Annotated in this window: 11 protein-coding genes and 1 pseudogene; 5 read left to right on the top strand and 7 right to left on the bottom strand. The window is 64.0% G+C overall.

The features are described 5' to 3' along the window. Positions 1-61: 61 nt before the first annotated feature. Positions 62-871: an MOSC domain-containing protein gene (locus KI235_RS09025; protein ID WP_003199473.1), complete on the top strand. Its 810-nt coding sequence runs from the start codon at positions 62-64 to the stop codon at positions 869-871. Between the two features lie 84 nt (positions 872-955). On the opposite strand, the gene KI235_RS09030 is transcribed toward KI235_RS09025, so the two are convergent. From KI235_RS09030 to KI235_RS09055, 6 genes and pseudogenes are all read right to left on the bottom strand, one after another. Beyond that, positions 956-1,240 carry a pyrimidine/purine nucleoside phosphorylase gene (locus tag KI235_RS09030; RefSeq protein ID WP_003199475.1) on the bottom strand — a complete coding sequence of 95 codons (285 nt, stop codon included), beginning with the start codon at positions 1,238-1,240 and terminating at the stop codon, positions 956-958. Positions 1,241-1,333: 93 nt separating this feature from the next. Next, entirely contained in the window at positions 1,334-1,876 is a 543-nt protein-coding gene (locus KI235_RS09035; protein WP_003199477.1) for an exonuclease domain-containing protein, read from the bottom strand. Positions 1,877-1,938: 62 nt separating this feature from the next. Then, positions 1,939-3,908, bottom strand: a pseudogene (locus tag KI235_RS09040) (acetyl/propionyl/methylcrotonyl-CoA carboxylase subunit alpha). 134 nt (positions 3,909-4,042) lie between these two features. Beyond that, positions 4,043-5,200 carry a citronellyl-CoA dehydrogenase gene (gene atuD, locus KI235_RS09045; RefSeq protein ID WP_013692596.1) on the bottom strand — a complete coding sequence of 386 codons (1,158 nt, stop codon included), beginning with the start codon at positions 5,198-5,200 and terminating at the stop codon, positions 4,043-4,045. A gap of 33 nt (positions 5,201-5,233) precedes the next feature. Continuing rightward, positions 5,234-6,850: a geranyl-CoA carboxylase subunit beta gene (gene atuC / locus KI235_RS09050; protein ID WP_013692597.1), complete on the bottom strand. Its 1,617-nt coding sequence runs from the start codon at positions 6,848-6,850 to the stop codon at positions 5,234-5,236. Between the two features lie 13 nt (positions 6,851-6,863). Then, positions 6,864-8,654, bottom strand: a complete 1,791-nt coding sequence (locus tag KI235_RS09055) for an acyclic terpene utilization AtuA family protein (protein WP_212795644.1) — start codon at positions 8,652-8,654, stop codon at positions 6,864-6,866. A gap of 180 nt (positions 8,655-8,834) precedes the next feature. Between KI235_RS09055 and KI235_RS09060 the strand changes: the two genes are divergently transcribed. The 3 genes from KI235_RS09060 to KI235_RS09070 all read left to right on the top strand — a co-directional run bounded on the left by KI235_RS09060 (position 8,835) and on the right by KI235_RS09070 (position 11,437). Then, complete coding sequence (locus KI235_RS09060; protein WP_003199486.1) at positions 8,835-9,461, top strand: TetR/AcrR family transcriptional regulator; 627 nt, start codon at positions 8,835-8,837, stop codon at positions 9,459-9,461. A gap of 115 nt (positions 9,462-9,576) precedes the next feature. Continuing rightward, entirely contained in the window at positions 9,577-10,353 is a 777-nt protein-coding gene (locus KI235_RS09065) for a transporter substrate-binding domain-containing protein (protein WP_027912685.1), read from the top strand. Between the two features lie 70 nt (positions 10,354-10,423). Beyond that, positions 10,424-11,437: a GNAT family N-acetyltransferase gene (locus KI235_RS09070; RefSeq protein ID WP_003199490.1), complete on the top strand. Its 1,014-nt coding sequence runs from the start codon at positions 10,424-10,426 to the stop codon at positions 11,435-11,437. A gap of 466 nt (positions 11,438-11,903) precedes the next feature. Here KI235_RS09070 and KI235_RS09075 read toward each other — a convergent pair whose 3' ends face one another. After that, positions 11,904-12,521: an RNA polymerase factor sigma-70 gene (locus KI235_RS09075; protein WP_244864290.1), complete on the bottom strand. Its 618-nt coding sequence runs from the start codon at positions 12,519-12,521 to the stop codon at positions 11,904-11,906. Positions 12,522-12,804: 283 nt separating this feature from the next. Between KI235_RS09075 and KI235_RS09080 the strand changes: the two genes are divergently transcribed. Next, complete coding sequence (locus KI235_RS09080) at positions 12,805-25,791, top strand: non-ribosomal peptide synthetase (RefSeq protein ID WP_212795645.1); 12,987 nt, start codon at positions 12,805-12,807, stop codon at positions 25,789-25,791. Positions 25,792-25,980: the final 189 nt, after the last annotated feature.

Below are 25,980 nucleotides of genomic sequence, written 5' to 3' on the forward strand. Positions count from 1 at the left end.
GGTTTGCTTCAATGGCCGGCTCGTATAAGGTGGCATTTTTTCGCCACCAGGGAAGTTGACCATGTTGCGGCTGAGCGCGCTGTATCGGTATCCGTTGAAGTCCGGCAAGGGCCAGCCCTTGCAAGGGATCGGCCTGGACAAGCTCGGGCTGGACGGTGACCGACGCTGGATGCTGGTGGATGAGGGCACGGGGCGTTTCCTGACCCAGCGCGCCGTGGCGAAGATGAGCCAGCTCTCAGCCTCGTGGAACGAAGCGGGCGGCCTGACGCTCAGCGCGCCGGGCCATGGCGCCATCGACGTGCCGCTACCACCAGTGGTGGAGGAACAGCGGCGCGGGGTGATCATCTGGCGTGACACCTTGCGTGTGCCGGATGCCGGTGACGAGGCCGCGGCCTGGGTCAGCGAATTCATCGGCAATCCTACCCGCCTGGTGCATGTGCCGGTGGATCTGGCGCGTACCACTGCCGCCGGTTATGGCAAGGATGACGACAAGGTTGCCTTTGCCGATGGTTTCCCCCTGCTGCTGATTGGCCAGGCGTCCTTGCAGGACCTGTCGAACCGGGTCGGTCGTTCGCTGGAAATGTTGCGCTTTCGCCCCAACCTGGTGGTCGAGGGCAGCGAGGCGTTTGCCGAGGACGGCTGGAAGCGCATTCGTATCGGCGAGGTTGAGTTCCGGCTGGTCAAGCCATGCTCACGTTGCATCATGACCACGGTCGATCCGCAAACCGGCGAACGCGATCCGAATCGCGAACCCTTTGCCACGTTGCAGCAATACCGTTCGACACCGGACGGTGCGATGTTCGGCCAGAACCTGGTCAACGACAGCAACGGTCGGCTTGAAGTCGGCATGCCGGTTGAAGTGCTCGAATAAAAAGATCCGTAAACAAAAATGCCCGTGTCACTGGACACGGGCATTTTTGTTTATCACGCAACCGCTTTTGTGATGAGGGCAGGCTTAGCCGCGGTACTCACACAGGTAAGCGGTATCGACGGCCACTTTGAGCTGGAACTTGCTGTTGGCCGGAACATTGAACTGGCTGCCGGCCTCGAAGATTTCCCAGTCGGTGCTGTCCGGCAGCTTCACGGTCAGCGCGCCGGAGACCACGTGCATGATTTCCCGTTGGGCCGTGCCGAACTCATATTCGCCCGGTGCCATGACGCCGATGGTCGCAGGGCCTTCGGCTGTGCCGAAAGCGATCGACTTGACGGTGCCGTCGAAGTACTCGTTGACTTTAAACATGGGCGATTCCTCGAAAAAGGGGCTGAAAAAGGCCGGCCAGTATGCACAAGGCTGCAACATTCGTCATCTGCCGCACTGGGAGGTGGCTTACGCTCAACCCGGAAGCACCAAGGGCAACAACCGCGCGGTATTGCGCGCGTCTTCCAGCGCACGGTGCTGTTGACCGCAGAATTGCAGGCCAGCCAGTTGCAGCGCGCCATTGAGCCCCAACGGTCGCTCCAGCCGACGGGCCTTGGCGAAGCGTTGCTTGAGGTTCATGTGCGGTACCTGGCCGAGGACACTGTGCAACTGCTGGTGCTGCCATTCCTGAAGCAGTTGCTTGCGGTCGTAATCGCCCCAACTGACCCAGCTTTCCAGCTTCGACTGATACGGCGTCAGCCAGCGCTCGAACGCCGGCCAGACCTCGGTCAAGGGCGCGGCACTGTCGATATTGGCCTGGGTGATGTGGGTCAGTTCGCGACAGAAGGGCGTGAGCAGCGGTCGCCTCAGGGGCCGCACGAAGCGCTGGAAATGATCCACTTCGCGGCCGTCACGATTCACCAGCGTGGCGCCGATTTCGATAATTTCCATTTCGGTTACCGGCCAGCCACCTTCATCGGTGGTGGCCTCCAGATCAATCACCAGCCAGTGAGGCATTGCAGGGTTCCCGGTATCGGCGTGCTGATGGGTTTGAGCGTAGTCAAACCCTCGGCATCCGACTAGTGGGCTGTTTCAACGCGCAACAAAACCTGGCGGTTTTTCACCTGGTCCCCCGCGTGACCTGCAATTGCCTGACCACGCCGTCGACGCCTGCCTTGAGTGGGTGCTCCATTTTCATGGCTTCAAGCACCATGAGCAGTTGGCCTTGGCGCACCGTGCTGCCTTCGCGGACCAGCAGCTCGATAATGGCGCCGTCCATGGGCGCCTTGAGCGTGCCGTCGCCGGGGCTGGTCTTGGCGGCGATGGGGGACAGGGTTCGATCTTGCAGGTGCAGGCCGCCAGGGCGGGTGAACAGCCAGAGATCGTTGCCATCGAGGCGCCAGGAATGCCGCCGGCGAATCCCATCGATCATCAGTGTCGCGCCATGGGGATCAGCGTCGAGCAGCCTCAGTTCGATCACGCGCCCGGCACTGCGGATATTGAGTGTGCCGTCGGCTTCGGCCACCAGGCTCAGCGTCCAGTCGTGCTCCCCGACGCCGATCCGGTAGTGCAGCGCCGCGCCGATGCTGTTGCGCCATCCGCCCAGGCCCGGTGCGCGTTGTGCTTGCGAGGCCAGATAAAACGCCGCCGTGGCGATGGCGAGTTGTTCGGCAGAGGGATCGAGGGGCTGGAGCGCCCCATGATTGGCAAAGTGCTGCCCGATGAATCCGTTGCCGAAGTCGCCGTCGATGAACCGCGGGTGTGCCAGCAACCCGACGAGCAATCGCTGGTTGCTCTGCACGCCAAGCAGTACGCAATTTTCCACCGCTCGCAACAATTTGCGTCGGGCCTCCTCGCGAGTGGCGCCGTGGACGATGAGCTTGCCCAGCATCGAATCGTAGAACGGCGTGATGGCCTGGCCCTCCAGCAGGCCGTGGTCAATTCGCACGCCGTCCCGTATGGGCGGCTCCCAACCGATCAACTGCCCGGTCTGAGGCAGGAAATCGGCCGCCGGGTCCTCGGCGTACAGCCGCACTTGCATGGCATGGCCGCTGAGCGTCACCTGCTCCTGGCGTAGGGGCAGCGGCCTGCCGGCGGCGACGTCCAATTGCCAGGCCACCAGATCCAGGCCGGTGATCAACTCGGTGACCGGGTGTTCGACCTGCAGGCGCGTGTTCATCTCCAGGAAGTAAAACCGACCGTCCGCAGCGAGCAGGAACTCCACGGTCCCGGCCCCGACATATTTCACTGCGCGCCCCACCTTGAGTGCCGCATCGCCCATGGCCTGGCGCAGGTCGGCGGTCATGACCGGGCAGGGCGCTTCCTCGATGACTTTCTGGTGGCGCCGCTGGATCGAGCAGTCCCGTTCGCCCAGATGGATCAGCTGACCGTGGTGGTCGCCGAAAATCTGCACTTCCACATGCCGCGGATCGATCAGGGCCTGTTCGAGGATCAACTCGTCGCTGCCAAAACCGTGCAGGGCTTCCGAGCGCGCGCTGCGCAACTGCTCCAGCAGGTCCTCGGCCCTCTGGACCAGGCGCATGCCTCGGCCCCCGCCACCGGCGCTGGCCTTTATCATCAACGGGTAGCCGATGCGCCCGGCTTCGCGCTGCAGCGTGTCGTCGTCCTGGGCGGCGCCCTGGTAACCGGCGATGCAGGGAACGCCGGCTTCAATCATGGCGATTTTTGCCCGGCGCTTGCTGCCCATCAGGTCGATGGCCTCGGGGCTGGGGCCGATGAACACGATGCTGGCCGCTTCGCAGGCCTTGGCGAACCCGGCATTTTCCGAAAGAAAGCCGTAGCCGGGATGGATCGCATCGGCACCGCAGCGCCGGGCTGCATCGAGAATCGCCGAGGGGTTGAGGTAGGACTGCTGCACCGCGGCCGGGCCGATCGGCACGGCTTCATCGGACATGCGCACGTGCAGTGCATCGGCGTCGGCCTCGCTGAACACCGCCACCGTGCGATAGCCCAGGGCCTGGGCGGTGCGCTGGATCCGGCAGGCGATTTCGCCACGGTTGGCGATGAGGATTTTGCTGAAGGCGGGCATGGGGTCATTCCTGGGTTTTTGCGGTGTCTGTCTGGGCCTCATCGCGAGCAAGCTTTGCTCCCACAATGCCCGGTGAGTGCATTCAGCTGTGGGAGCAAAGCTTGCTCGCGATGGCGGTCTGGCAGGCGATGTACTCAGTTTTTCTTCCCCGGCAAAATCCCCATGAGCTTGCAGATGATGCCCAGCATGATCTCGTCCGCACCGGCACCTATGGACACCAGCCGCACGTCGCGATACGCCCGGGCGACCGGGTTGTCCCACATGAAGCCCATGCCACCCCAGTATTGCAGGCAACTGTCGGTGGTTTCCCGGGCCAGGCGTCCGGCCTTGAGCTTGGCCATCGACGCCAGCCGCGTGACGTCCTGGCCGTTGATGTACTGCTCGGTGGCCTGGTAGACCAGCGCCCGCAGACATTCGATCTCGCTGGCCAGTTCCGCCAGGCGAAAGTGGATCACCTGGTTGTCGATCAGGGCCGTGCCGAAGGTCTTGCGTTCCTTGCAGTACGCGATGGTGCTGTCGATGCAATGCTCCAGGCCCTTGAGCATGTTGGCCGCGCCGAACAGGCGTTCTTCCTGGAACTGCAGCATCTGCATCATGAACCCGGCGCCTTCCTGGCCGATGCGATTGCGTTGTGGCACCCGCACGTCGTCGAAAAACACCTGGGCGGTTTCCGAGCTGCGCATGCCGAGTTTGTCCAGGTGCTGGCCGAGGCTGATGCCGGGGCTGTGCATCGGCACCATGATCAGCGATTTGTTGACGTGGGGCTTGTCGTCCGAGGTGTTGGCCAGCAGGCAAATGAAATCGGCGCTGGGTGCATTGGTGATCCACATCTTGCTGCCGTTGATGACGTAGTCGTCGCCGTCCTTGCGCGCCGTGGTCTTGAGGCCGGCGACGTCGGAGCCGGCGCCGACCTCCGAGACGCCGATGCAGCCGACCTGTTCGCCGCGGATGGCCGGGCGCAGGAATGCTTCACGCAACTCATCGGAGCCGAAGCGGGCCAGGGCCGGGGTGCACATGTCGGTCTGGACGCCGATGGACATGGGCACGCCGCCGCAATGAATGGTGCCGAATTCCTCGGCCGCGACGATCGAATAGCTGTAGTCCAGGCCCATGCCGCCGAAGGCAGCTGGTTTGGAAATGCCCAGCAGGCCCAGCTCGCCGGCCTTGCGGAAAACCTCGTGGATGGGGAAACGCCCGGCCTTCTCCCATTCGTCGACGTAGGGGTTGATATCATGCTCGACAAACTGGCGGACGGTGCGCCGCAGTGCTTCGTGTTCCTGGGTGAAGATCATTTCTAGTGTTCTCCTGTGAGCCGTGGAGCGTCCTCAGAAACGGGCCACGCCGAAGCTGTTGGCTTGCAGTGGCCGCTGCTCGGCCTCGTGACAGATGTCTAGCAGATAGCCCAGCAGTGTGCGGGTGTCGCGCGGGTCGATGAGCCCGTCGTCCCACAGGCTGGCGCTGCCGTAGAGAGCGGTGGACTGGCTGTCGAGTTTCTGCGCGGTGGTTTGCTCGAGCAGGTCCAGCATCTTCGGGTCGGGGGTCAGGCCGTTCTTGATCTGCGTGGCCTCGGTGACCATGCGCAGGACCTTGCCGGCCTGGGCGCCGCCCATCACTGCCGTATGGCTGTTGGGCCAGGCGAAGATGAAACGTGGGTCCAGCCCACGCCCGCACATGGCGTAATTGCCGGCGCCGTAGGAGCCGCCCACCACGACGGTCAGCTTGGGCACTCGGGCATTGGCCACGGCCTGGATCATCTTGGCGCCGTGCTTGATCACCCCTTGTCGCTCCGACTCGGTGCCGACCATGAACCCGGTGGTGTTGTGCAAAAACAGCAACGGCGTGCGGCTCTGGTCGCACAGCTGGATGAACTGCGCGGCCTTGCTGGCGCCTTGCGGCGTGATCGGTCCGTTGTTGCCGATCAGGCCGCAGGCGTGGCCGCGAATGTGCAAGTGGCCGCAAATCGTCTGGGCGTCGAACTCGCTTTTGAAGGCCAGGAAATTCGAGCCGTCGGCGATGCGGGCGATGATTTCCTGCACGTCATAGGGTTTCTTCGGGTCGTCGGGGACCAGTCCCAATAATTCGTCGGCGGGGTAGAGCGGCTCCGTCCACGTCCGTTCGAGCTGTGGCGGCAGTTGCGCATTCCAGGGCAGCAGGCTGAGGATCTCCCGGGCCAGGCGCACGCCGTCGGCGTCGTTCTCGGCCAGGTATTCGGCGGTGCCGGCCACCTGCGCATGCATCTGTGCACCGCCCAGTTCCTCCTCGCTGGCCACTTCGCCGGTCGCGGCCTTGAGCAACGGCGGCCCGGCCAGGAACAACCGCGCCTTGTCGCGTACCACCACCACGTAATCCGACAGCCCTGGCTGATAAGCCCCGCCTGCGGTGGCCGAGCCATGCACCACGGTGATCTGTGGCAGGCCCATGGCCGACATGCGTGCCTGGTTGGCGAAGCAGCGCGCGCCTTCGACGAAAATCTGCGCCGCGTAATTGAGATTGGCGCCGCCACTTTCGGCGAGGGTGATGACCGGCAGTTTGTTCTCCATGGCGATCTGTTGCAGGCGCAGGGTCTTGTACAAGCCGCTGGGGGAAATCGTGCCGCCCTTGATTGCGCTGTTGTTGGCCACCACCAGCGCCCGCACCCCGGACACGTAGCCGATCCCGGCGATCAGGCCGCCGCCGGCCTGGCTGCCGTCCTTGTCGTCATGGAGTTTGTAGCCGGCCAGGCTCGCCAGTTCGAGGAACGGCGCGCCAGGGTCCAGCAGCAGGTTCAGGCGCTGGCGCGGCAACAACTGGCCGCGCTGGTCGAACTTGCCCTGGGATTGGGCGGCTTTCTCCAGCACGGCCTGTTCGAGCTGGCGCAGCTGTTCGACACCAGCCAGCATCGCCGCGTGGTTGCGTGTGAAATCAGCACTGTGGGGATCAAGGTGCGATTCGATGACTGGCATTGGCGACCGTCCCTTAGTTGATCTGGTCGGCGATGCCTTGCGGCACCGGAATCTGAATCTCCAGCAACTGCTGGGCGAACGCCTTGCCCTGGGGATCGATGCGCAGGCTGGCGACACCGCCGCCGCCGAGGGCGTTTTCCAGCAGGAAATTCAAACTGTGGGTGCCCGGCAGGTACCAGCGTTCGACCCGGCCCAAGCGCGGGTCGAGCACGTGGCTCATCCAGTCGACCATCACCTCCGGTGTCAGCGCTTCGGCGATCCAGGGCAGGTATTCGGGTTCCCGGGCGATCACGCCAATGTTGCTGTGGTTGCCCTTGTCGCCGGAGCGCGCCACCGCCAGTTTGACCAACGGCACGCTGGCATCGGCCCGGCCCTGGGGTTTGGGCAGGTCCGGGGCAACGGGCAGATCGACGGTGTGCAACGGTTCGAACGCGGGCAGGGGGCAAGGGTGACGCTGGCCGTCGAGTTCGATGTCGAGCCGGCAAGTGGTTTTGTCGATCAGGAACGAGAACAGGCGAATCAACGGCGACACCGTCGGCCGGCCACCGACCAGCCCCGTCAGCCCTGGCGCCATGCCGGTGGCGGCTTGGGCGATCTCCCTGGAAAACAGCACCAGCGGCTGTTTGTCCGAGTGCCGTACCGCCAGCTTGATCACCACCTCACGGCTGTCCTGGCGTTGGCCGTGCTGGCCGTAAGTGGCTTCGCTGCCCAGCAGTTCGATGTCCACTTCGCTGTAGGGCGCCCAGCCACGCTGGCTGAACATCTGTGAGGTCTTGGCGACGATTGCCTGGCTGACCCGTTCAGCCTTGGCCACCGCATCAATGCCGGCGATCAGGCAGGTGGCGGTGCAGCGCCAGCCGTCCAGCCAGGTGGCGCTGACCTTGTATTGATCGGTGGGTGGCAAGCCCTTGGCGCCGTGGACGCGCACGGCGTGCTTGCCTTGCTGGATCAACCTGACCTGGCTGAAGTCACAGACCACGTCCGGCAACAGATAGCCTTGCGGGTCGCCGATTTCGTAGAGCAACTGCTCGCCGACGGTCAATGGCGTGACCAACCCGCCGCTGCCTTCGGCTTTGGTGACCGTGAACTGGCCGTCGGCGCTGACCTCGACGATGGGAAAGCCGATGTGCTCGTAATCCGGCACTTGCTGCCAGTCGGTGAAGTTGCCGCCCGTGCACTGGGCGCCGCACTCGATCAGGTGCCCAGCCAGTGCGGCCTGGGCCAATCGGTCGTAATCGTCCCAGGCCCAGCCGAACTCATGCACCAAGGCGGCGCTGACCACGGCGCTGTCCACTACGCGGCCGGTGATCACGATATCGGCCCCCAGGCGCAACGCCTCGACGATGCCGGGCGCGCCAAGGTAGGCGTTGATGGACACGCACGCGCAGGGCATTGGTTCGCCACTGAACATTTCGCGAATGCCCTGGGCGGCGAGTCGATCGAATTGCGGTTGCAGGTCATCGCCCAGCAGCACGGCGATCCTCAACGGCACGCCGGCCTGATCGCAGGCCGCTTGCAGGGCCTTCGCACAGGCTTGGGGGTTGACCCCGCCGGCGTTGCTGATGACACGGATGCCGTGGTCATGCAAACGCCGTAGCAGCGGTGTGAGGACCTCAATGAAGTCCGTGGCATAACCGCTCGAAGAATCCTTCAGGCGCGCCCCGGCCATGATCGATATCGTCACCTCGGCCAGGTAGTCGAACACCAGGTAATCCAGCGCCCCGCCCTCGACCAGTTGCGCTGCCGCTGTACAGGTATCGCCCCAGAAGGCGCTGGCGCAACCGATACGGATCGTTTTTGGCATGGCGTTCCCTCCGGCAAAGGTGGTTCGAGACTACCAAGCAAGCGCTTGGTTTGTAAACGACCGCTGGTTCTTCTGGCCGAGCGCTTGCTTGGCTGCCTCGGTCAGCTTAAATTGCCCGCGCCACTGATGGTTTGGTGTGCAATGCTCGCGCGTGGGTTGATCGACTGTAGGAGAGAATGGGTGGACGAGCAAAAAGCCCTGGGCGTGATGCGGGAGCTGGTCGACAACGGGCAACTGACCGACCCGGACAGTGCTCGCGGTAAACTGCTCCAGACCGCCGCCCACCTGTTTCGCAACAAAGGCTTCGAGCGCACCACGGTGCGTGACCTGGCCAGTGCCGTGGGCATTCAGTCGGGCAGCATCTTTCACCATTTCAAGAGCAAGGACGAAATCCTGCGGGCGGTGATGGAAGAAACCATCCGCTACAACACCGCATTGATGCGCGCCGCCCTGGCCGAGGCCGACAGCGTGCGTGAGCGGGTATTGGCGCTGATCCGCTGCGAATTGCAGTCGATCATGGGCGGCACCGGCGAGGCCATGGCGGTGCTGGTCTATGAATGGCGTTCGCTATCGCAGGATGGGCAGCGGCATGTGCTGGCCCTGCGTGATATTTATGAGGACTTGTGGCTCGAGGTCCTGGGCCAGGCCAAGGAGGCCGGGTATATTCGTGGAGACGTGTTCATTACCCGGCGGTTCCTCACGGGAGCGCTGTCCTGGACCACCACCTGGTTTCGCGCCGAAGGCAGCCTGAGCCTCGATGAGCTGGCCGAGCAAGCCCTGATCCTGGTGCTTGAAGAAAAACAATAATCGAGCAGTGCCTTGAATGACCGAGTGGCTGGCTAAGTGGCTGAAACCGCCTAGCTTGATTGTTATTGATGGGACTTTTGGGGAGTGGGTTATCTTGACGTTTTCGCCGATGGGGATGACCTCGCGTCTGGTGCTGGCTGCTCTGGCCGTTTTGCTGGCGTTGCCGACCGAGGCTGCGCAACTGGTACGGATCGGCGCGGCGCATTTTCCGCCTTATACCGTTCGTCCCGAGAACGGCGCCGACACCGGCCTGCTGCCGCAAATGGTGGAGGCCTTGAACCAGGCGCAAACCGACTATCAGTTCGTGCTGGTGCCGACATCGATCCCGCGCCGCTTCAATGATTTCAAGCAGGGCCGCGTCGACATGGCGATCTTCGAGAACCCGGCCTGGGGCTGGCAGGACGTGCCGCACACCTCGGTAGACATGGGGCTGGAGGATGCGGAAGTCTTCGTCGCCCAGCGCGAGCCGGATCGACAGCAAAGTTATTTCACCGACCTCAGGGGCAAGCGCCTGGCACTGTTCAGCGGTTATCACTATGCCTTTGCCGAATTCAACGCCGATCCCAAGTTCCTTACCGGCCAATACAACGCCACGCTGACGTACTCCCACGACAGCAACCTGCTGATGGTCTTGCGCGGGCGCGCGGATATCGCCCTGGTGACCCGTTCTTACCTCAACGATTACGTGTTGCGCAACCCCGAAGTCGGCCCGCAATTGCTGGTGTCTGAACGCATCGATCAGGTCTACCACCATTACGCGCTGATCCGCCCACAGGCGCCCATTTCCAGTGAGGCGTTTGCGCAGTTGCTGCAAATGTTGCGGGATAACGGTCAGTTGCTGAAGATTTTCCAGCCCTACCAGATTCATCTGGTGCCCATGCATTCCCATTGAATGCGCCACTAAATTTCCCTTCCTGGCTCACGTCCCACGTTGACTACCGACGAATACGCGAGCCCCTCCCATGTCCAACCTCAACCCCCCGACGACGTTGCCCTTGCCCGGCGGCCGTCGCCTCGGCGCCGATGAAACCGAACGCCACCTGAGCCTGATGCTCGAAGGTGCGCCGCTGATCCGGCTGCGCCTTGCGCGCGGTCCCGAGTTGCACGTGCACTTGCAGGAACTCGACGATCGACCGGTGGGCCCGGCGCTGTGGGCGGCCTGCTATTGGCTGTTTGCTCGCGACTCCGACTGCCAGCGCCTGACCTGGCACCTCGACGAGCGCCCAGGCGAAGCCTTGCTCAGCGGTTTGTTGACAGCCACTGAACGTGCCGGTGAATACATTTGCGAGCGCACGATGTTCTGGCAATTGCCGCAGCCCTGGCTGGGAGTGTCGTTCAACGGCAGTTATCCACAACACATGATCATCACCGATGGCCAGCGCCATCCACGCCGGCCCATCAAGCCTCGTGGCGAGGTGTACCGGCGTTTCGATGCGCGGCTGGGCGCCTGGGTGTCCTTGCGCACCTTGGAAATCGAGCAGGACCTTACGCGTTTCAACCGCTGGCAGAACAGCCCGCGAGTGGCGAGCTTCTGGCAGGAGGAGGGGAGCCTGGAACAGCATCGCGAGTACCTGGGCAAGCTGCAGGCCGATCCCCGGGTCTTGACCCTGATCGGCTGCTTCGATGACCAGCCGTTCGCTTATTTCGAAACCTATTGGGCCAAGGAAGATCGGATCGCGCCGTTCTATGACGCCGGCAACTACGATCGCGGCATCCACATGCTGGTGGGCGAAGAGCAACACCGGGGGCCGCACAAGGTGGCGAGCTGGTTGTCGGCGCTGGTGCATTACCTGTTCCTGGACGACCCGCGCACCCAGCGCGTGGTCGCCGAGCCCCGGGCCGACAATGCCCGGATGATCGGGCACCTGCACAACCAGTGCTTCCATTGTGAAAAGGAATTCGATTTCCCCCACAAGCGCGCGGCGCTGATGATTCTGGGGCGTGAGCGGTTTTTTGATCGGTGTGGATTGATGTGAGGTTTGGCATGGGGCAGGTAGTGGTCATCAGGCCGCCATCGCGGGCAAGCCTTGCTCCCACAGGCTCCGGGCTTCACACACTATTTGCCCGCCAGAAAAACCAGTGGGAGCAAGGCTGCTCCCACAGGCTCCGGGCTTCACACACTATTTGCCTGCCAGAAAAACCAGTGGGAGCAAGGCTGCTCCCACAGGCTCCGGGCTTCACACACTATTTGCCCGCCAGAAAAACCAGTGGGAGCAAGGCTTGCTCCCACAGGCTCCGGGCTTCACACACTATTTGCCCGCCAGAAAAACCAGTGGGAGCAAGGCTTGCTCCCACAGGCTCCGGGCTTCACACACTATTTGCCCGCCAGAAAAACCAGTGGGAGCAAGGCTGCTCCCACAGGCTTCGGGCTTCACACACTATTTGCCCGCTAGAAAAACCAGTGGGAGCAAGGCTGCTCCCACTGGCTCCGGGCTTCACACACTATTTGCCTGCCAGAAAAACCTGTGGGAGCAAGGCTTGCCCGCGATGGGGCCGGAACTGACACCTCATATCACCGCCGGGCGAAGGTATCCCCCGAACCCCCGACACCTTGCGGCAATGCACCAGGGCATCGCGGATCATGAAGTTCACCAGGGTCGGCGAGACACCCAGCTCCTTGGCGATGTCCTTCTGCGGCACGCCATGCAGGCGATACATCTCGAAGGCATAGCGGGTGCGGCTGGGCAGTTCGGTCAGCGCGTCGGCGATGTGCTCCAGCGTGGAAAAGTTGATATGGGAGGTTTCTGGCGAAGCACCCTGGATCACCACGTTCAACCCTTCCTCTTCCGGCCCCGAGTATTTCAGTTCCAGCGCCTGCTTGCGGTAGTGGTCGATCGCCAGGTTGCGCACGATCTGGAACAGATAGCTGAGCTGCGCCTTGAACGAGGAGGTGATCTGGGGCGCCGATTGCAGCCGGAAAAACGCGTCCTGCACCACATCTTCGGCACGGGATCGGCAGCCGGTAATGCGTGCCGCGATCTTGACCAGGATCAATCGGTTGTCCACGAATGCCTGGAGTAACGGTGAGTCGCACCTGCTTGTGGATACTTGTTCCGTCATGGAATTCACCTTGCTGCAAAAAGTTAGCAGGACGTCCGGATGCCGCACTCGTCCTACACATCGAGCGCCAAATTAGGATTAATGATAATGATTGTCAATTGAGAAGAAGAATTATTGATGATGCAGCGTCCAGCCTTGATGCTGCGACTCATTGCCGCGGCGCGTGGCTGGCGGATGCTTCGGTTCGATGCCTCGGTGAGTAGGCTCCTCGACTAATTATTTGTCGGGACTATCCGTTCCCATGGGTGACAACTTGCAAGCCGAATCCAGGCAGGAAACCCCCATGACCGACGCGTTCGAACTCCCCATCACCCTGGCTCATGCCCTCCAGCGCCGCGCCGCGTTGACGCCGGACCGGGTGGCCCTGCGCTTCCTCGCCGACACCCCAGGGCAGGGTGTGGTATTGAGTTATCGCGACCTGGACCTGCGTGCCCGGACCATCGCCGCCACCTTGCAGGCCGAGGCCGCGCTGGGGGATCGCGCCGTGCTGCTGTTCCCCAGCGGCCCGGATTACGTCGCGGCGTTCTTTGGCTGCCTCTATGCCGGGGTGATTGCCGTGCCGGCCTATCCGCCGGAGTCCGCTCGTCGCCATCATCAAGAGCGCTTGCTGTCGATCCTCAAAGACGCCGAACCGCGCCTGCTGCTCACCAGCAGCGATCTGCGCGAGCCGTTGCAAGCCATCGAATCGGCGCCGCCAGTGTTGTGCGTTGATACCCTCGACCCGGCCCGCGCCGGACAATGGCGGATGCCGACGCTGCAGGACGATGACATTGCCTTCCTGCAATACACCTCCGGCTCCACCGCGTTGCCCAAGGGCGTGCAGGTCAGCCACGGCAACCTGGTCGCTAACGAACTGCTGATCCGTCATGGCTTCGGCATCGACCTGAACCCCGATGACGTCATCGTCAGCTGGCTGCCGCTGTACCACGACATGGGGCTGATTGGCGGCTTGCTGCAGCCGGTGTTCAGCGGCGTCCCCTGCGTATTGATGTCGCCGGCCTACTTCCTGGCCCGGCCCCTGCGTTGGCTCGAAGCAATCAGCGAATACGGCGGCACTATCAGCGGTGGCCCGGATTTCGCCTATCGGCTGTGCAGCGAACGGGTCAGTGACTCGGCCCTGCAGCGTCTCGACCTGAGCGGCTGGCGCGTGGCCTATTCCGGTTCCGAGCCGATCCGTCTCGACACGCTGGAGCGGTTTGCCGAGAAGTTCGCCCCGTGCGGCTTCACGCCGGACAATTTCATGGCCTCCTACGGCCTGGCAGAAGCGACCCTGTTCGTCGCCGGTACGCCACGCCGCCACGGCATTCCTTCGCTGCGGGTGGATGATGCGGCACTGACGCAAAACCGTGCCGAGCCGGGGCAGGGCAGTGCGGTGATGAGTTGCGGTGTCAGCCAGCCCGGGCACGCGGTGCTGATCGTCGAGCCCGCCACGTTGCAGCCGCTGGCCGACAATCAGGTCGGTGAAGTCTGGGCTGCTGGCCCGAGCATCGCCCTGGGTTACTGGCGCAACCCTGAAGCCAGCGCCAAGACCTTTGTCCAGCACGACGGGCGGACCTGGCTGCGTACCGGTGACCTGGGTTTCCTGCGCGGCGGCGAACTGTTCATCACCGGCCGTCTGAAAGACCTGCTGATCGTGCGCGGGCATAACCTCTATCCCCAGGACATCGAGCAAACCATCGAGCGCGAAGTGGAGGTGGTGCGCAAGGGCCGCGTGGCCGCGTTCGCGGTCAACGATGGCGGCGAGGAAGGCATCGGTATCGCTGCGGAAATCAGCCGCAGCGTGCAGAAAATCCTCCCGCCCGAAGCCTTGATCAAAGCCATTCGCCAGGCCGTGGCCGAGGCCTGCCAGCAAGCCCCGAGCGTGGTGGTGCTGCTCAATCCCGGCGCGTTGCCCAAGACCTCCAGCGGCAAGTTGCAGCGCTCGGCGTGCCGCAGTCGATTGGCCGACGGCAGCTTGGACAGTTATGTACAGTTCCCGTCAGCCGAGGCAGAAGTCGCTGACGAATCTGCGCCGTCATCCGAGCTGCAAACGCTCATCGGCCAAATCTGGCGCGAGCAACTGCAGGTCGAACAGGTCCAGGCTGACGATCATTTCTTCCTGCTGGGCGGTAATTCCATCGCCGCCACCCAGGTGATCGCACGACTACGGGAAACCCTGGGGCTGGAACTGAACCTGCGCCTGCTGTTCGAAGCGCCAACCCTGGCCGCGTTCGCCGCAGCGGTGGCGAACCAGCAACAGGACGGCGGCCAGCCTCAAGGCGCGATCAGCGCATTGTCGCGCGACGATGCGTTGCCGCAATCCCTGGCCCAGAACCGTTTGTGGTTTACCTGGCAGCTCGATCCGACGAGCCATGCCTACAACATTCCTGGCGCCTTGCACCTGCGCGGCGAGCTGGACGAAGACGCGTTGCGCGCCAGTTTCCAGCAATTGATCGAGCGTCATGAGTCCCTGCGCACGCGGTTCCTGGAGCGGGATGGCGTGGCCCTGCAACAGGTCGATCCGGCCGGTGAATTCAAGCTGCATGTCATCGATCTCGGCGACCTGCCTGCCGACTTGCGCGAAGCCCGGGCGCGGCAGGTTCGAGAAGACGAAGCGGCCACGCCGTTCGATCTGGAGAAGGGGCCGCTGCTGCGGGTCAGCCTGTTGCGTCTCGACGAGGATGACCATCAGTTGCTGGTGACACTGCACCACATCACCGCCGACGGCTGGTCGATGAATGTGTTGATTGAAGAATTCTCCCGCTTGTACGCCGCCGCCTCCCAAGGTCAGCTCGCCGAGCTGGCGCCGTTGCCCTTGCAATACGCCGACTACGGCAGTTGGCAGCGCCAGTGGCTCGCCCAAGGCGAGGCCGAGCACCAACTGCGCTTCTGGAAGCAGCAACTGGGCGCGGAACCTTCGGCCCTGGTGCTGGCCACGGATCATCCACGCAGCGCTCAACGCCAGCGCAGTGCCGCGCGGCATAGCCTGCGCCTGGACAAGGGCCTCTGCGATACCTTGCGCCACGTGGCCCAGGCACACGACGCAACGCCGTTCATGCTGTTGCTGGCAGCCTTCCAGGCGCTGTTGCAGCGTTACACCGGCCAATCCGATATCCGCATCGGTGTGCCCAACGCCAACCGTCCGCGCCTGGAAACCCAGGGGCTGATCGGCTTCTTCATCAACACCCAGGTGCTGCGCGGGCAGGTCGATTCACGTCAGCCATTCGCTGCGCTGCTGGCCCAGGCCCGGGAAGCCACACTCGGTGCCCAGGTCCACCAGGACCTGCCGTTCGAACAACTGCTCGAAGCGTTTCCCGAGGCGCGTGAACAAGGCCTGTTCCAGGTGATGTTCAACCACCAGCAGCGTGACTTGAGTGCCTTGCGGCGCCTGCCGGGGTTGCTGGCCGAGGAGTTGCCGTGGCACAGCCGCGAAGCCAAGTTCGACCTGCAACTGCACAGCGAAGAAGATCGCAACGGCCGCTTGACGCTGTCGTTCGACTACGCCGACGAACTGTTCGAGGCGGCGACCATCGAGCGGCTGGCGGCGCATTACTGCAACCTGTTGCGGGCGGTCTGCGCCGATCCGCAACAAACCATCGGCGATGTGCCGTTATTGGCCGCCGATGAACACAGCCAACAGCAGCAATGGAGCGCGGCCCCGTGCGCGCCGGCCAGCCAATGGCTGCCGGAGCTGTTGAACGAACAGGCCCGGTGCACGCCGCAACGCACTGCGTTGCGCTGGGACGGTGGTCAACTCGATTATGCCGAGCTGCACACCCAGGCCAATCGCCTGGCCCATTACCTGCGGGACAAGGGCGTTGGCCCGGACGTGTGCGTGGCGATTGCCGCCGAGCGCTCGCCGCAGCTGCTCATCGGTGTGCTGGCCGTCATCAAGGCCGGCGGTGCCTATGTGCCGCTGGATGCGGACTACCCGGCCGAACGCCTGGCCTACATGCTCCACGACAGTGGCGTCGACTTGCTGCTGACCCAAACCGAGCTGCTCGAACGTTTGCCGGTGTGCGACGGCGTCAGTGTCATCGCCATGGACGCCCTGCATCTGGAGCAATGGCCAAGCAATCCGCCGGGCCTGCACCTGCACGGCGACCATCTGGCCTACGTGATCTACACCTCCGGCTCCACCGGCCAGCCCAAAGGCGTCGGCAATACCCACGCGGCCCTGGCCGAGCGCCTGCAATGGATGCAAGCGACCTACGGGCTGGATGCCACCGATGTGCTGATGCAAAAAGCGCCGATCAGTTTCGACGTGTCGGTCTGGGAATGCTTCTGGCCTCTGATCACCGGCAGCGAATTGGTACTGGCCGGCCCCGGCGAACACCGTGACCCGCACCGCATCGCCCAATTGGTGCAGCAGTTTGGCGTCACCACGCTGCACTTCGTGCCGCCGTTGCTCAGCCTGTTTGTCGATGAGCCGTTGAGCGCCCGCTGCAGCAGCCTGCGTCGGCTGTTCTCCGGTGGCGAAGCCTTGCCCGCCGAACTGCGCAACCGGGTGTTGGCGCAACTGCCGGCGGTGCAATTGCACAACCGCTACGGCCCGACCGAAACCGCGATCAACGTCACCCATTGGCATTGCACCGAGGCCGATGGCGAGCGCTCGCCGATCGGCCGGCCCCTGGGCAACGTCCTGTGCCGGGTACTCGACAGCGACCTCAATCCCGTGCCGGCCGGCGTGCCCGGCGAGCTGTGCATCGGCGGCCTGGGCCTGGCCCGGGGTTACCTCGGTCGTCCGGGCCTGAGCGCCGAGCGTTTTGTCGCTGACCCTCTGGGGCCGGCCGGTGCGCGGTTGTACCGTACCGGCGACCGCGCGCGTTGGAACGCCGACGGCGTGATCGAGTACCTCGGCCGCCTCGACCAGCAGGTCAAGCTGCGCGGTTTTCGGGTCGAGCCGCAGGAAATCGAAGCGCGCCTGCTGGCCCAGGACGGCATCGCCCAAGTGGCAGTGCTGGTGCGCGACACCTCGACCGGCCCGCAGTTGATCGGCTATTACACCGCCCCGGATGTCGCCCAGGACCAGGACGCGTTGAACATTCGACTCAAAGCCGCCCTGGCCGCCGAACTGCCGGACTACATGGTGCCCACCCAACTGCTGCGCCTGGACGCCATGCCCCTGGGCCCGAGCGGCAAGCTCGACCGCCGCGCCTTGCCCGAGCCGCAATGGCAGGTGCGCGAGCACGTCGAGCCGGCCAGCGCCCTCGAGCAGCAAATCGCCGGCATCTGGCGCGAGGTGCTGGGCCTTGCGCGCATCGGCCTGCGGGACGATTTCTTTGCCCTCGGCGGTCATTCGCTGCTGGCGACCCAGATCATTTCCCGCACCCGCCAGGCCTGCGACGTCGAACTGCCGCTGCGCACTCTGTTCGAGGCCAGCGAGCTGGGCGCCTTCGCCGAACAGGTGCGCTTGATCCAGGCCAGCGGCCAGGCCAACCGTCAGCCACCGATCGAGAAAGTCGACCGTAGCCAACCGGTGCCGCTGTCCTATTCCCAGCAGCGCATGTGGTTCCTCTGGCAGATGGAGCCGGACAGCCCGGCCTACAACGTCGGTGGCATGGCGCGGTTGCGCGGGGTGCTGGATGTCGGGCGTTTCGAGGCGGCCTTGCAGGCGTTGATCCTGCGCCACGAAACCCTGCGCACCACGTTCCCGAGCGTCGACGGCGTGGCTCGCCAGCAAGTGCACGGTGAGACGGGCTTGCGCATGGGTTGGAAGGATTTCTCGAAGCTGGCTGCTGACGTCCGCGAACAGCGGGTGCAGCAACTGGCCGACAGCGAGGCCCACCAGCCCTTTGACCTGGAAACCGGGCCGCTGCTGCGGGCCTGCCTGGTCAAGACCGCCGAGCATGAGCATTACTTTGTCCTGACGTTACACCACATCGTCACCGAAGGCTGGGCGATGGACATCTTCGCCCGTGAACTGAGCGCGCTGTACGAAGCCTTTATCGACGATCGCGAATCGCCCCTGGAACCCTTGCCGGTGCAGTACCTGGACTACAGCGTCTGGCAGCGTCAGTGGCTGGAGTCCGGCGAGCGTCAGCGACAACTCGACTATTGGACCGCGCAACTGGGCCGCGAACATCCGCTGCTGGAACTGCCCGGCGACCGCCCGCGTCCATCGGTACAAAGTCATCGCGGTGAATTGTTCCGTTTCGACCTCAGTGATGATTTGGCGGCGCGGGTCCGTGCCTTCAACGCGCAACAGGGCCTGACCCTGTTCATGACCATGACCGCCGCCCTGGCCGTGCTGCTCTATCGCTACAGTGGCCAGACCGACCTGCGCATCGGCGCGCCGGTGGCGAACCGCATCCGCCCGGAAAGCGAAGGGCTGATTGGGGCGTTCCTCAACACCCAGGTCCTGCGCTGCCAACTCGACGGGCAGATGTCGGTGGGCGAACTGTTCGAGCAGGTGCGCCACACCGTGATTGAAGGCCAGTCCCATCAGGATTTGCCTTTCGATCACCTGGTGGAAGCCCTGCAGCCGCCGCGCAGTGCGGCCTACAACCCGCTGTTCCAGGTGATGTGCAACGTGCAGCGCTGGGAGTTCCAGCAGAGCCGCACGCTGGCCGGCATGACTGTTGAATACCTGGTCAACGACGCCCGGGCCACCAAGTTCGACCTCAACCTGGAAGTCACCGACCTGGATCAGCGCCTGGGTTGCTGCCTGACCTACAGCACCGACCTGTTCGACGAACCGCGCATCGCGCGCATGGCTGGGCACTGGCGCAATCTGCTGGAAGCGTTGCTGGTCGATCCGGCCCGACGCCTGAGCGAACTGCCGTTGCTGGACACCCGCGAGCAGCAACAGCTGCTCGACAGCCTGGGCGTCGAGCCCGGTGAGCATCGCCTGGACCAATGCCTCCACGAACTGTTCTACGAACAGGCGCGGATGCGTCCCGATGCGCCGGCCCTGACTTTCGCCGGGCAGCCCCTGACGTATGCGCAACTGAACAGCCGCGCCAATCGCCTGGCCTGGATGCTGCGTGAGCGAGGCGTCGGGCCGCAGGTGCGGGTCGGCCTGGCCCTGGAGCGTTCGCTGGAAATGGTCATCGGCCTGCTGGCGATCCTCAAGGCTGGCGGTGCCTATGTACCCCTGGACCCGGAATACCCGCTGGACCGCTTGAGCTACATGATCGAGGACAGCGGCGTCAGCCTGCTGCTCAGTGACAGGGCGATGTTCCACGCCCTCGGTGCATTGCCCGAGGGCGTGGGCTGCTGGTGCCTGGAAGATGATTCGGCCGCCCTGGCCCAATACCCGGATCAGCCGCTGCCGCTGATCAACCTGCCGCAACACCAGGCGTACCTGATCTACACCTCCGGCTCCACCGGCAAGCCCAAGGGTGTGGTGGTGTCCCACGGTGAAATCGCCATGCATTGCCAGGCAGTGATCCAGCGTTTCGGCATGCGCCCGGACGATTGCGAGCTGCATTTCTATTCCATCAACTTCGACGCCGCCACCGAACGCCTGCTGGTGCCATTGCTCAGCGGCGCCCACGTGGTGCTGCGGGCCCAGGGCCAATGGGACGCCGAGGAAATCTGCGGGCTGATTCGCCAGCATCGCATCAACATTCTTGGCTTCACCCCCAGCTACGGCAGCCAGTTGGCCCAGTGGTTGGCGACCCAGGGCCAGACCTTGCCGGTGCGCATGTGCATCACCGGCGGCGAAGCCCTGACCGGCGAACACTTGCAACGCATTCGCGCGGCGTTCAACCCGAGCCTGTTCTTCAACGCCTATGGCCCGACCGAAACCGTGGTCATGCCATTGGCGAGCCTGGCTCCGGAGCGACTGGAAGAGGGCGCGGCCAGTGTGCCGATTGGCAGCGTGATTGGCGCCCGCGTGGCGTACATCCTCGACGCCGACCTGGCGTTGGTGCCGCAAGGCGCCACGGGAGAGTTGTATGTGGGCGGCGCCGGTCTGGCCCAGGGTTATCACCAGCGTCCGGGGATGACCGCCGAGCGTTTCGTCGCCGACCCGTTCGCCAACGAGGGTGGACGCCTGTATCGCACCGGCGACCTGGTGCGCCAGCGTGCCGACGGTCTGGTGGAATACCTGGGACGGATCGACCATCAGGTGAAAATCCGCGGCTTCCGCATCGAGCTGGGGGAAATCGAAACCCGCCTGCTGGAACATGACGCGGTGCGCGAGGCCGTGGTACTGGCCCTCGACACGCCCGGCGGCAAGCAACTGGCCGGCTACTTGGTGAGCGACCTCGCCAGCCAGGACGGCGAGCAACAAGCGACCCTGCGCGAAGCCTTGAAAAACCACCTCAAGGCCCAGCTGCCGGACTACATGGTGCCCGCGCACCTGATCCTGCTGGCGAGCATGCCGCTGACCGCCAACGGCAAGCTCGACCGCCGTGCCTTGCCGTTGCCCGATCCCGAACTCAATCGCCAACACTACGTGGCGCCAAGCAATGCCCTGGAGCAGACCCTGGCTGCGATCTGGTGCGACGTGCTGAACGTCGGGCAAGTGGGTCTTAACGATAACTTCTTCGAGCTGGGCGGTGATTCGATCCTGTCCATCCAGGTGGTCAGCCGCGCCCGGCAGCAGGGCATTCACTTCACGCCCCGGGACCTGTTCCAGCACCAGACCGTGCAGACCTTGGCCGCGGTTGCCACGCGCAGCCAGCAGGTGCTTGCCGAGCAGGGCCTGTTGCAGGGGGAGTCCGGGTTGACGCCAATCCAGCACTGGTTCTTCGAGCGCCAGATCCCCAACCAGCACCACTGGAACCAGGCGCTGGTGCTGGCGCCGACCACGGCCCTGGAACCGCAACCTCTGGAACAGGCGCTGCGCAGCGTCTTCCAGCACCACGATGCCTTGCGCCTGGGCTTCGGCGAAACCGCCGGGCACTGGCGTGCCGAGCACCAGCCGTTGTCTGACGCGGCGTTGTTGCAGCACATATCCGTGGCCACCGCGCAGGATTGCGAAGCGTTGTTTGCCCAGACGCAGAGCCGTTTCAATCTATCAACCGGGCCATTGCTGCGCGCAGTACTGGCGCAGTTACCCTACGGCCAGCAACGTTTGCTGATCGTCATCCATCACCTGGTGGTCGACGGCGTGTCGTGGCGGGTGCTGATGGACGATTTGCAAACCGTCTACCGCCAGCTCACCACCGGGCAGCAGGTGCAGTTGCCGGCCAAGACCAGCCCATTGCGCGACTGGGCCGCGCGCTTGCAGGCTTACGCCGGCAGCGAATCCCTGCGCGAAGAACTGGAGTGGTGGCAAGTGCAGTTGAGTGGCGCGCAGCTGCAGTTGCCCAGCGCGAATCCCGAGGGCGGGCTGCAGGAACGTCATGCTGAAACCGTCAGCGTGCGCCTGGACGCCGAGCGCACCCGGCAACTGTTGCAACAGGCGCCGAGCGCCTACCGCACCCAGGTCAACGACCTGCTGCTTACCGCGCTGACCCGGGTGCTGTGCCGTTGGAGCGGGCATGCCTCGGCCTTGGTCCAGCTCGAAGGCCACGGCCGCGAAGCGCTGTTCGACGACATCGACCTGACCCGCACCGTCGGCTGGTTCACCAGCGTCTATCCCGTGCGCCTGAGCCCGGCGGACGAAGGCTTCGGTGCCTCGATCAAGGCCATCAAGGAGCAATTGCGCGCGGTGCCCCACAAGGGCCTAGGCCATGGCGTATTGCGCTACATGGCCGACGCGGCGACTCGCCAGACGATGGCCAACCTGCCGCGCGCGGCGATCACCTTCAACTACCTGGGCCAGCTCGACCAGACCCTGGGTCAGGATGCGCTGTTCCAGCCGCTGGATGCGCCGCTGGGCGCGATCCACGATCCCGATGCGCCGCTGCCCAATGAGCTGAGCGTCGACAGCCAGGTCAGCGGTGGCGAGTTGGTGCTGCGCTGGACGTTCAGCCGCGAACGGCATGATCGTCAGGCTATCGCCACCCTGGCCGAGGCCTACCTCGATGAGTTACAACGCCTGATCGAGCACTGCCTGACGGACGAGGCGGGCGGCCTGACGCCATCGGACTTCCCCCTGGCGAAGATGACCCAGGGCCAACTCGACAGCCTGCCGGTACCGGCCGGGCAGATCGAAGATGTCTACCCGCTGACACCGATGCAGGAAGGCATGCTGTTGCACACCTTGCTGGAACCGGGCACAGGCCTGTACTACATGCAGGATCGCTATCGCATCAACAGCGAACTGGACCCGCAGCGTTTTGCCCAGGCCTGGCAAGCGGTCATCGCCCGGCATGAAGCCTTGCGGGCGTCGTTCTGCTGGAACGTCGGCGAAGACATGCTGCAAATCATCCACAAGCCGGGCCGCACACCGGTGGACTATCTCGACTTGTCCGAGGTGCCCGAAGACGCCCAGGAAGCCAAGCTCCAGGCGCTGCTCAAGAACGAGCGCCAAGCCGGTTTCGATCTGTTGAACCAGGCGCCGTTTCATCTGCGACTGATTCGGGTCGGCGCGGCACGCTACTGGTTCATGATGAGTAACCACCACATCCTCATCGATGCGTGGTGCCGTTCGCTGCTGATGGACGACTTCTTCGAGATCTACACCGCCCTGGGTGAAAACCGCGAACCGCAGTTGACCGTGCCACCGCGCTATCGCGACTACATCGGCTGGTTGCAGCACCAGAGCCTGGCCGAGGCCCGGCAGTGGTGGCAGCGCAACCTGAAAGGCTTCGAGCGAACCACCCCGATCCCTGGCGACCGGCCGTTTCTGCGCGAGCACGCCGGTGACAGCGGCGGCATGATCGTCGGCGACTGCTACACCCGTCTCGATGTCGAGGATGGCGCACGGCTACGGGAACTGGCCCAGGCCCATCAACTGACGGTCAACACGTTCGCCCAGGCGGCGTGGGCCCTGGTGCTGCGGCGGGTCAGCGGCGACCGCGACGTGCTGTTCGGCGTCACTGTGGCCGGGCGTCCGGTGGAGCTGCCGCAGATGCAACGCACCGTGGGGCTGTTCATCAACAGCATCGCCTTGCGCGTGCAGATGCCTGAAGACCATCAGCGCTGCAGCGTGCGCCAGTGGCTCAGCGATTTGCTGGACAGCAACATGCAACTGCGCGAGTACGAATACCTGCCACTGGTGAGCATCCAGGAAGTCAGTGAACTGCCCAAGGGCCAGCCTCTGTTCGACAGTTTGTTCGTGTTCGAGAATGCCCCGGTGGAGGTCTCGGTGCTGGACCGCGCCCAAAGTCTCAATGCCACTTCGGACTCGGGCCGGACCCACACCAATTTCCCGCTGACGGCGGTCTGCTACCCGGGGGATGACCTGGGGCTGCACCTTTCATACGACCAGCGCTACTTCGATGAAAGCACCGTCCAGGGGCTGCTGGGCGAGTTCAAGCGGTTGCTGCTGGCATTGATGGCGGGCTTGCACGGCGACATGAGCGAGCTGCCGCTGATCGGTGCCGAAGAACAGGACTTCCTCATCGAGGGCTGCAACCAGAGCGAGCATGCCTATCCGCTGGAGCAGAGTTACGTCGAGCTGTTCGAGGCCCGAGTCGCGGCCCATCCGCAGCGCCCTGCGGTCAGTTGCCTGGACGCGAGCTACAGCTACGCCGAGCTGAATGCGCGCAGCAACCGCCTCGGTCATGCCCTGATCGCGTCCGGTGTCGGCCTGGATCAGCCCGTGGCGCTGCTGGCCGAACGGGATGCCGAGCTGCTGGGCATGATCGTCGGCAGCTTCAAGGCCGGTGCCGGCTACCTGCCGCTGGACCCGGGCCTGCCGAGCCAGCGCCTGAGCCGCATCATCGAATTGAGTCGCACGCCGTTGTTGGTTTGCACCCAGGCCTGCGAGGCCCAGGCGCAGGCTTTGCTGGACGAGTTCGCCTGTTCCGGGCGGCCGAAGTTGCTGGTGTGGGAAGCCGTCCAGGCCAGCGCTCTTTCGCTGGAAAACCCAGGGATCTACAGCGGGCCGGATAACCTGGCCTACGTGATCTACACCTCCGGTTCCACCGGCCTGCCCAAAGGCGTGATGGTGGAACAGCGGGGCATGCTCAACAACCAACTGAGCAAGGTGCCGTACCTGGCGCTGAGCGAGGCGGATGTGATCGCCCAGACGGCGTCCCAGAGCTTCGATATTTCGGTCTGGCAGTTCCTGGCCGCGCCGTTGTTCGGTGCCCGGGTCGACATCGTGCCCAACGCCATTGCCCACGACCCGCAAGGGTTGCTGGAGCATGTACAGCAGCAGGGCATTAGCGTGCTGGAAAGCGTGCCGTCGTTGATCCAGGGCATGCTCGCCCAGGAACGCATCGGTCTGGACGGCTTGCGCTGGATGCTGCCCACCGGCGAAGCGATGCCGCCGGAACTGGCCCACCAGTGGTTGTTGCGTTACCCGGACACTGGTCTGGTCAATGCCTACGGCCCGGCGGAATGCTCCGACGACGTGGCGTTCTTCCGGGTCGACCTGGCCTCGACCCGTGGTACGTATCTGCCGATTGGCACGCCCACCGACAACAATCGTCTGTACCTGCTCGACGGTGCGCTGGACCTGGTGCCGCTGGGTGCGGTGGGGGAGTTGTGCGTGGCGGGCACCGGGGTCGGGCGTGGTTATGTAAGCGATCCGTTGCGCACCGCCCCGGTCTTTGTGCCGAACCCGTTCGGCGCGCCGGGGGAGCGGCTGTACCGCACCGGCGACCTGGCACGGCAGCGCAGCGATGGGGTGTTGGAGTATGTCGGGCGCATCGACCATCAGGTAAAGATCCGCGGCTACCGCATCGAACTGGGGGAAATCGAAGCACGCTTGCATGAACAGCCGGAAGTGCGCGATGGGGCGGTGGGTGTGCAGGAGGGCGCCAATGGCAAGCATCTGGTGGGCTACCTCGTGGCCACCGACTCGGCGCTCAAATCCGCCGAACGACTGGAGCGCATCAAGCAGCGCCTGCGGGCCGAACTGCCGGAATACATGGTGCCGCTGCACTGGCTGTGGCTCGAGCGCCTCCCCCTCAACGCCAACGGCAAACTCGATCGCAAGGCCTTGCCGACCCTGGAGATCGGTCAGTTGCAAAGCCAGGACTACCAAGCCCCCGGCAATGAACTGGAACAGACCCTGGCAGACATCTGGGCCCAGGTGCTGAAAGTCGAGCGGGTGGGGGTGCGGGACAACTTCTTCGAACTGGGCGGGCATTCCCTGCTGGCGACGCAGATCGCCTCACGGGTGCAAAAGGCCCTGCAACGCAACGTACCGCTGCGGGCGATGTTCGAATGCAGCACGGTGCAGGAACTGGCCGACTACATCGATGGGCTGGCGGCCAGCGAAATCACTGAGGAGAAGGTGGATCGGTTGAATGATTTGATGGCGGAGTTGGAAGGAATGTAGTTTTGCGGCGTCTATAAGGACCCCTTCGCGGGCAAGCCTTGCTCCCACAGGGATCAGCTGTGAACAGAGTATTTGTGTTCGAGCATCAACCCTGTGGGAGCAAGGCTTGCCCGCGATGAGGGCAGCATAGGCACTGCCGGCTCAAAGGTTGACTGCTCAGCCTGCACAGCTCAGTCTCCCAAGGCTTTT

This window comes from Pseudomonas sp. St386 (assembly GCF_018325865.1).
Taxonomy (GTDB): domain Bacteria; phylum Pseudomonadota; class Gammaproteobacteria; order Pseudomonadales; family Pseudomonadaceae; genus Aquipseudomonas; species Aquipseudomonas brassicacearum.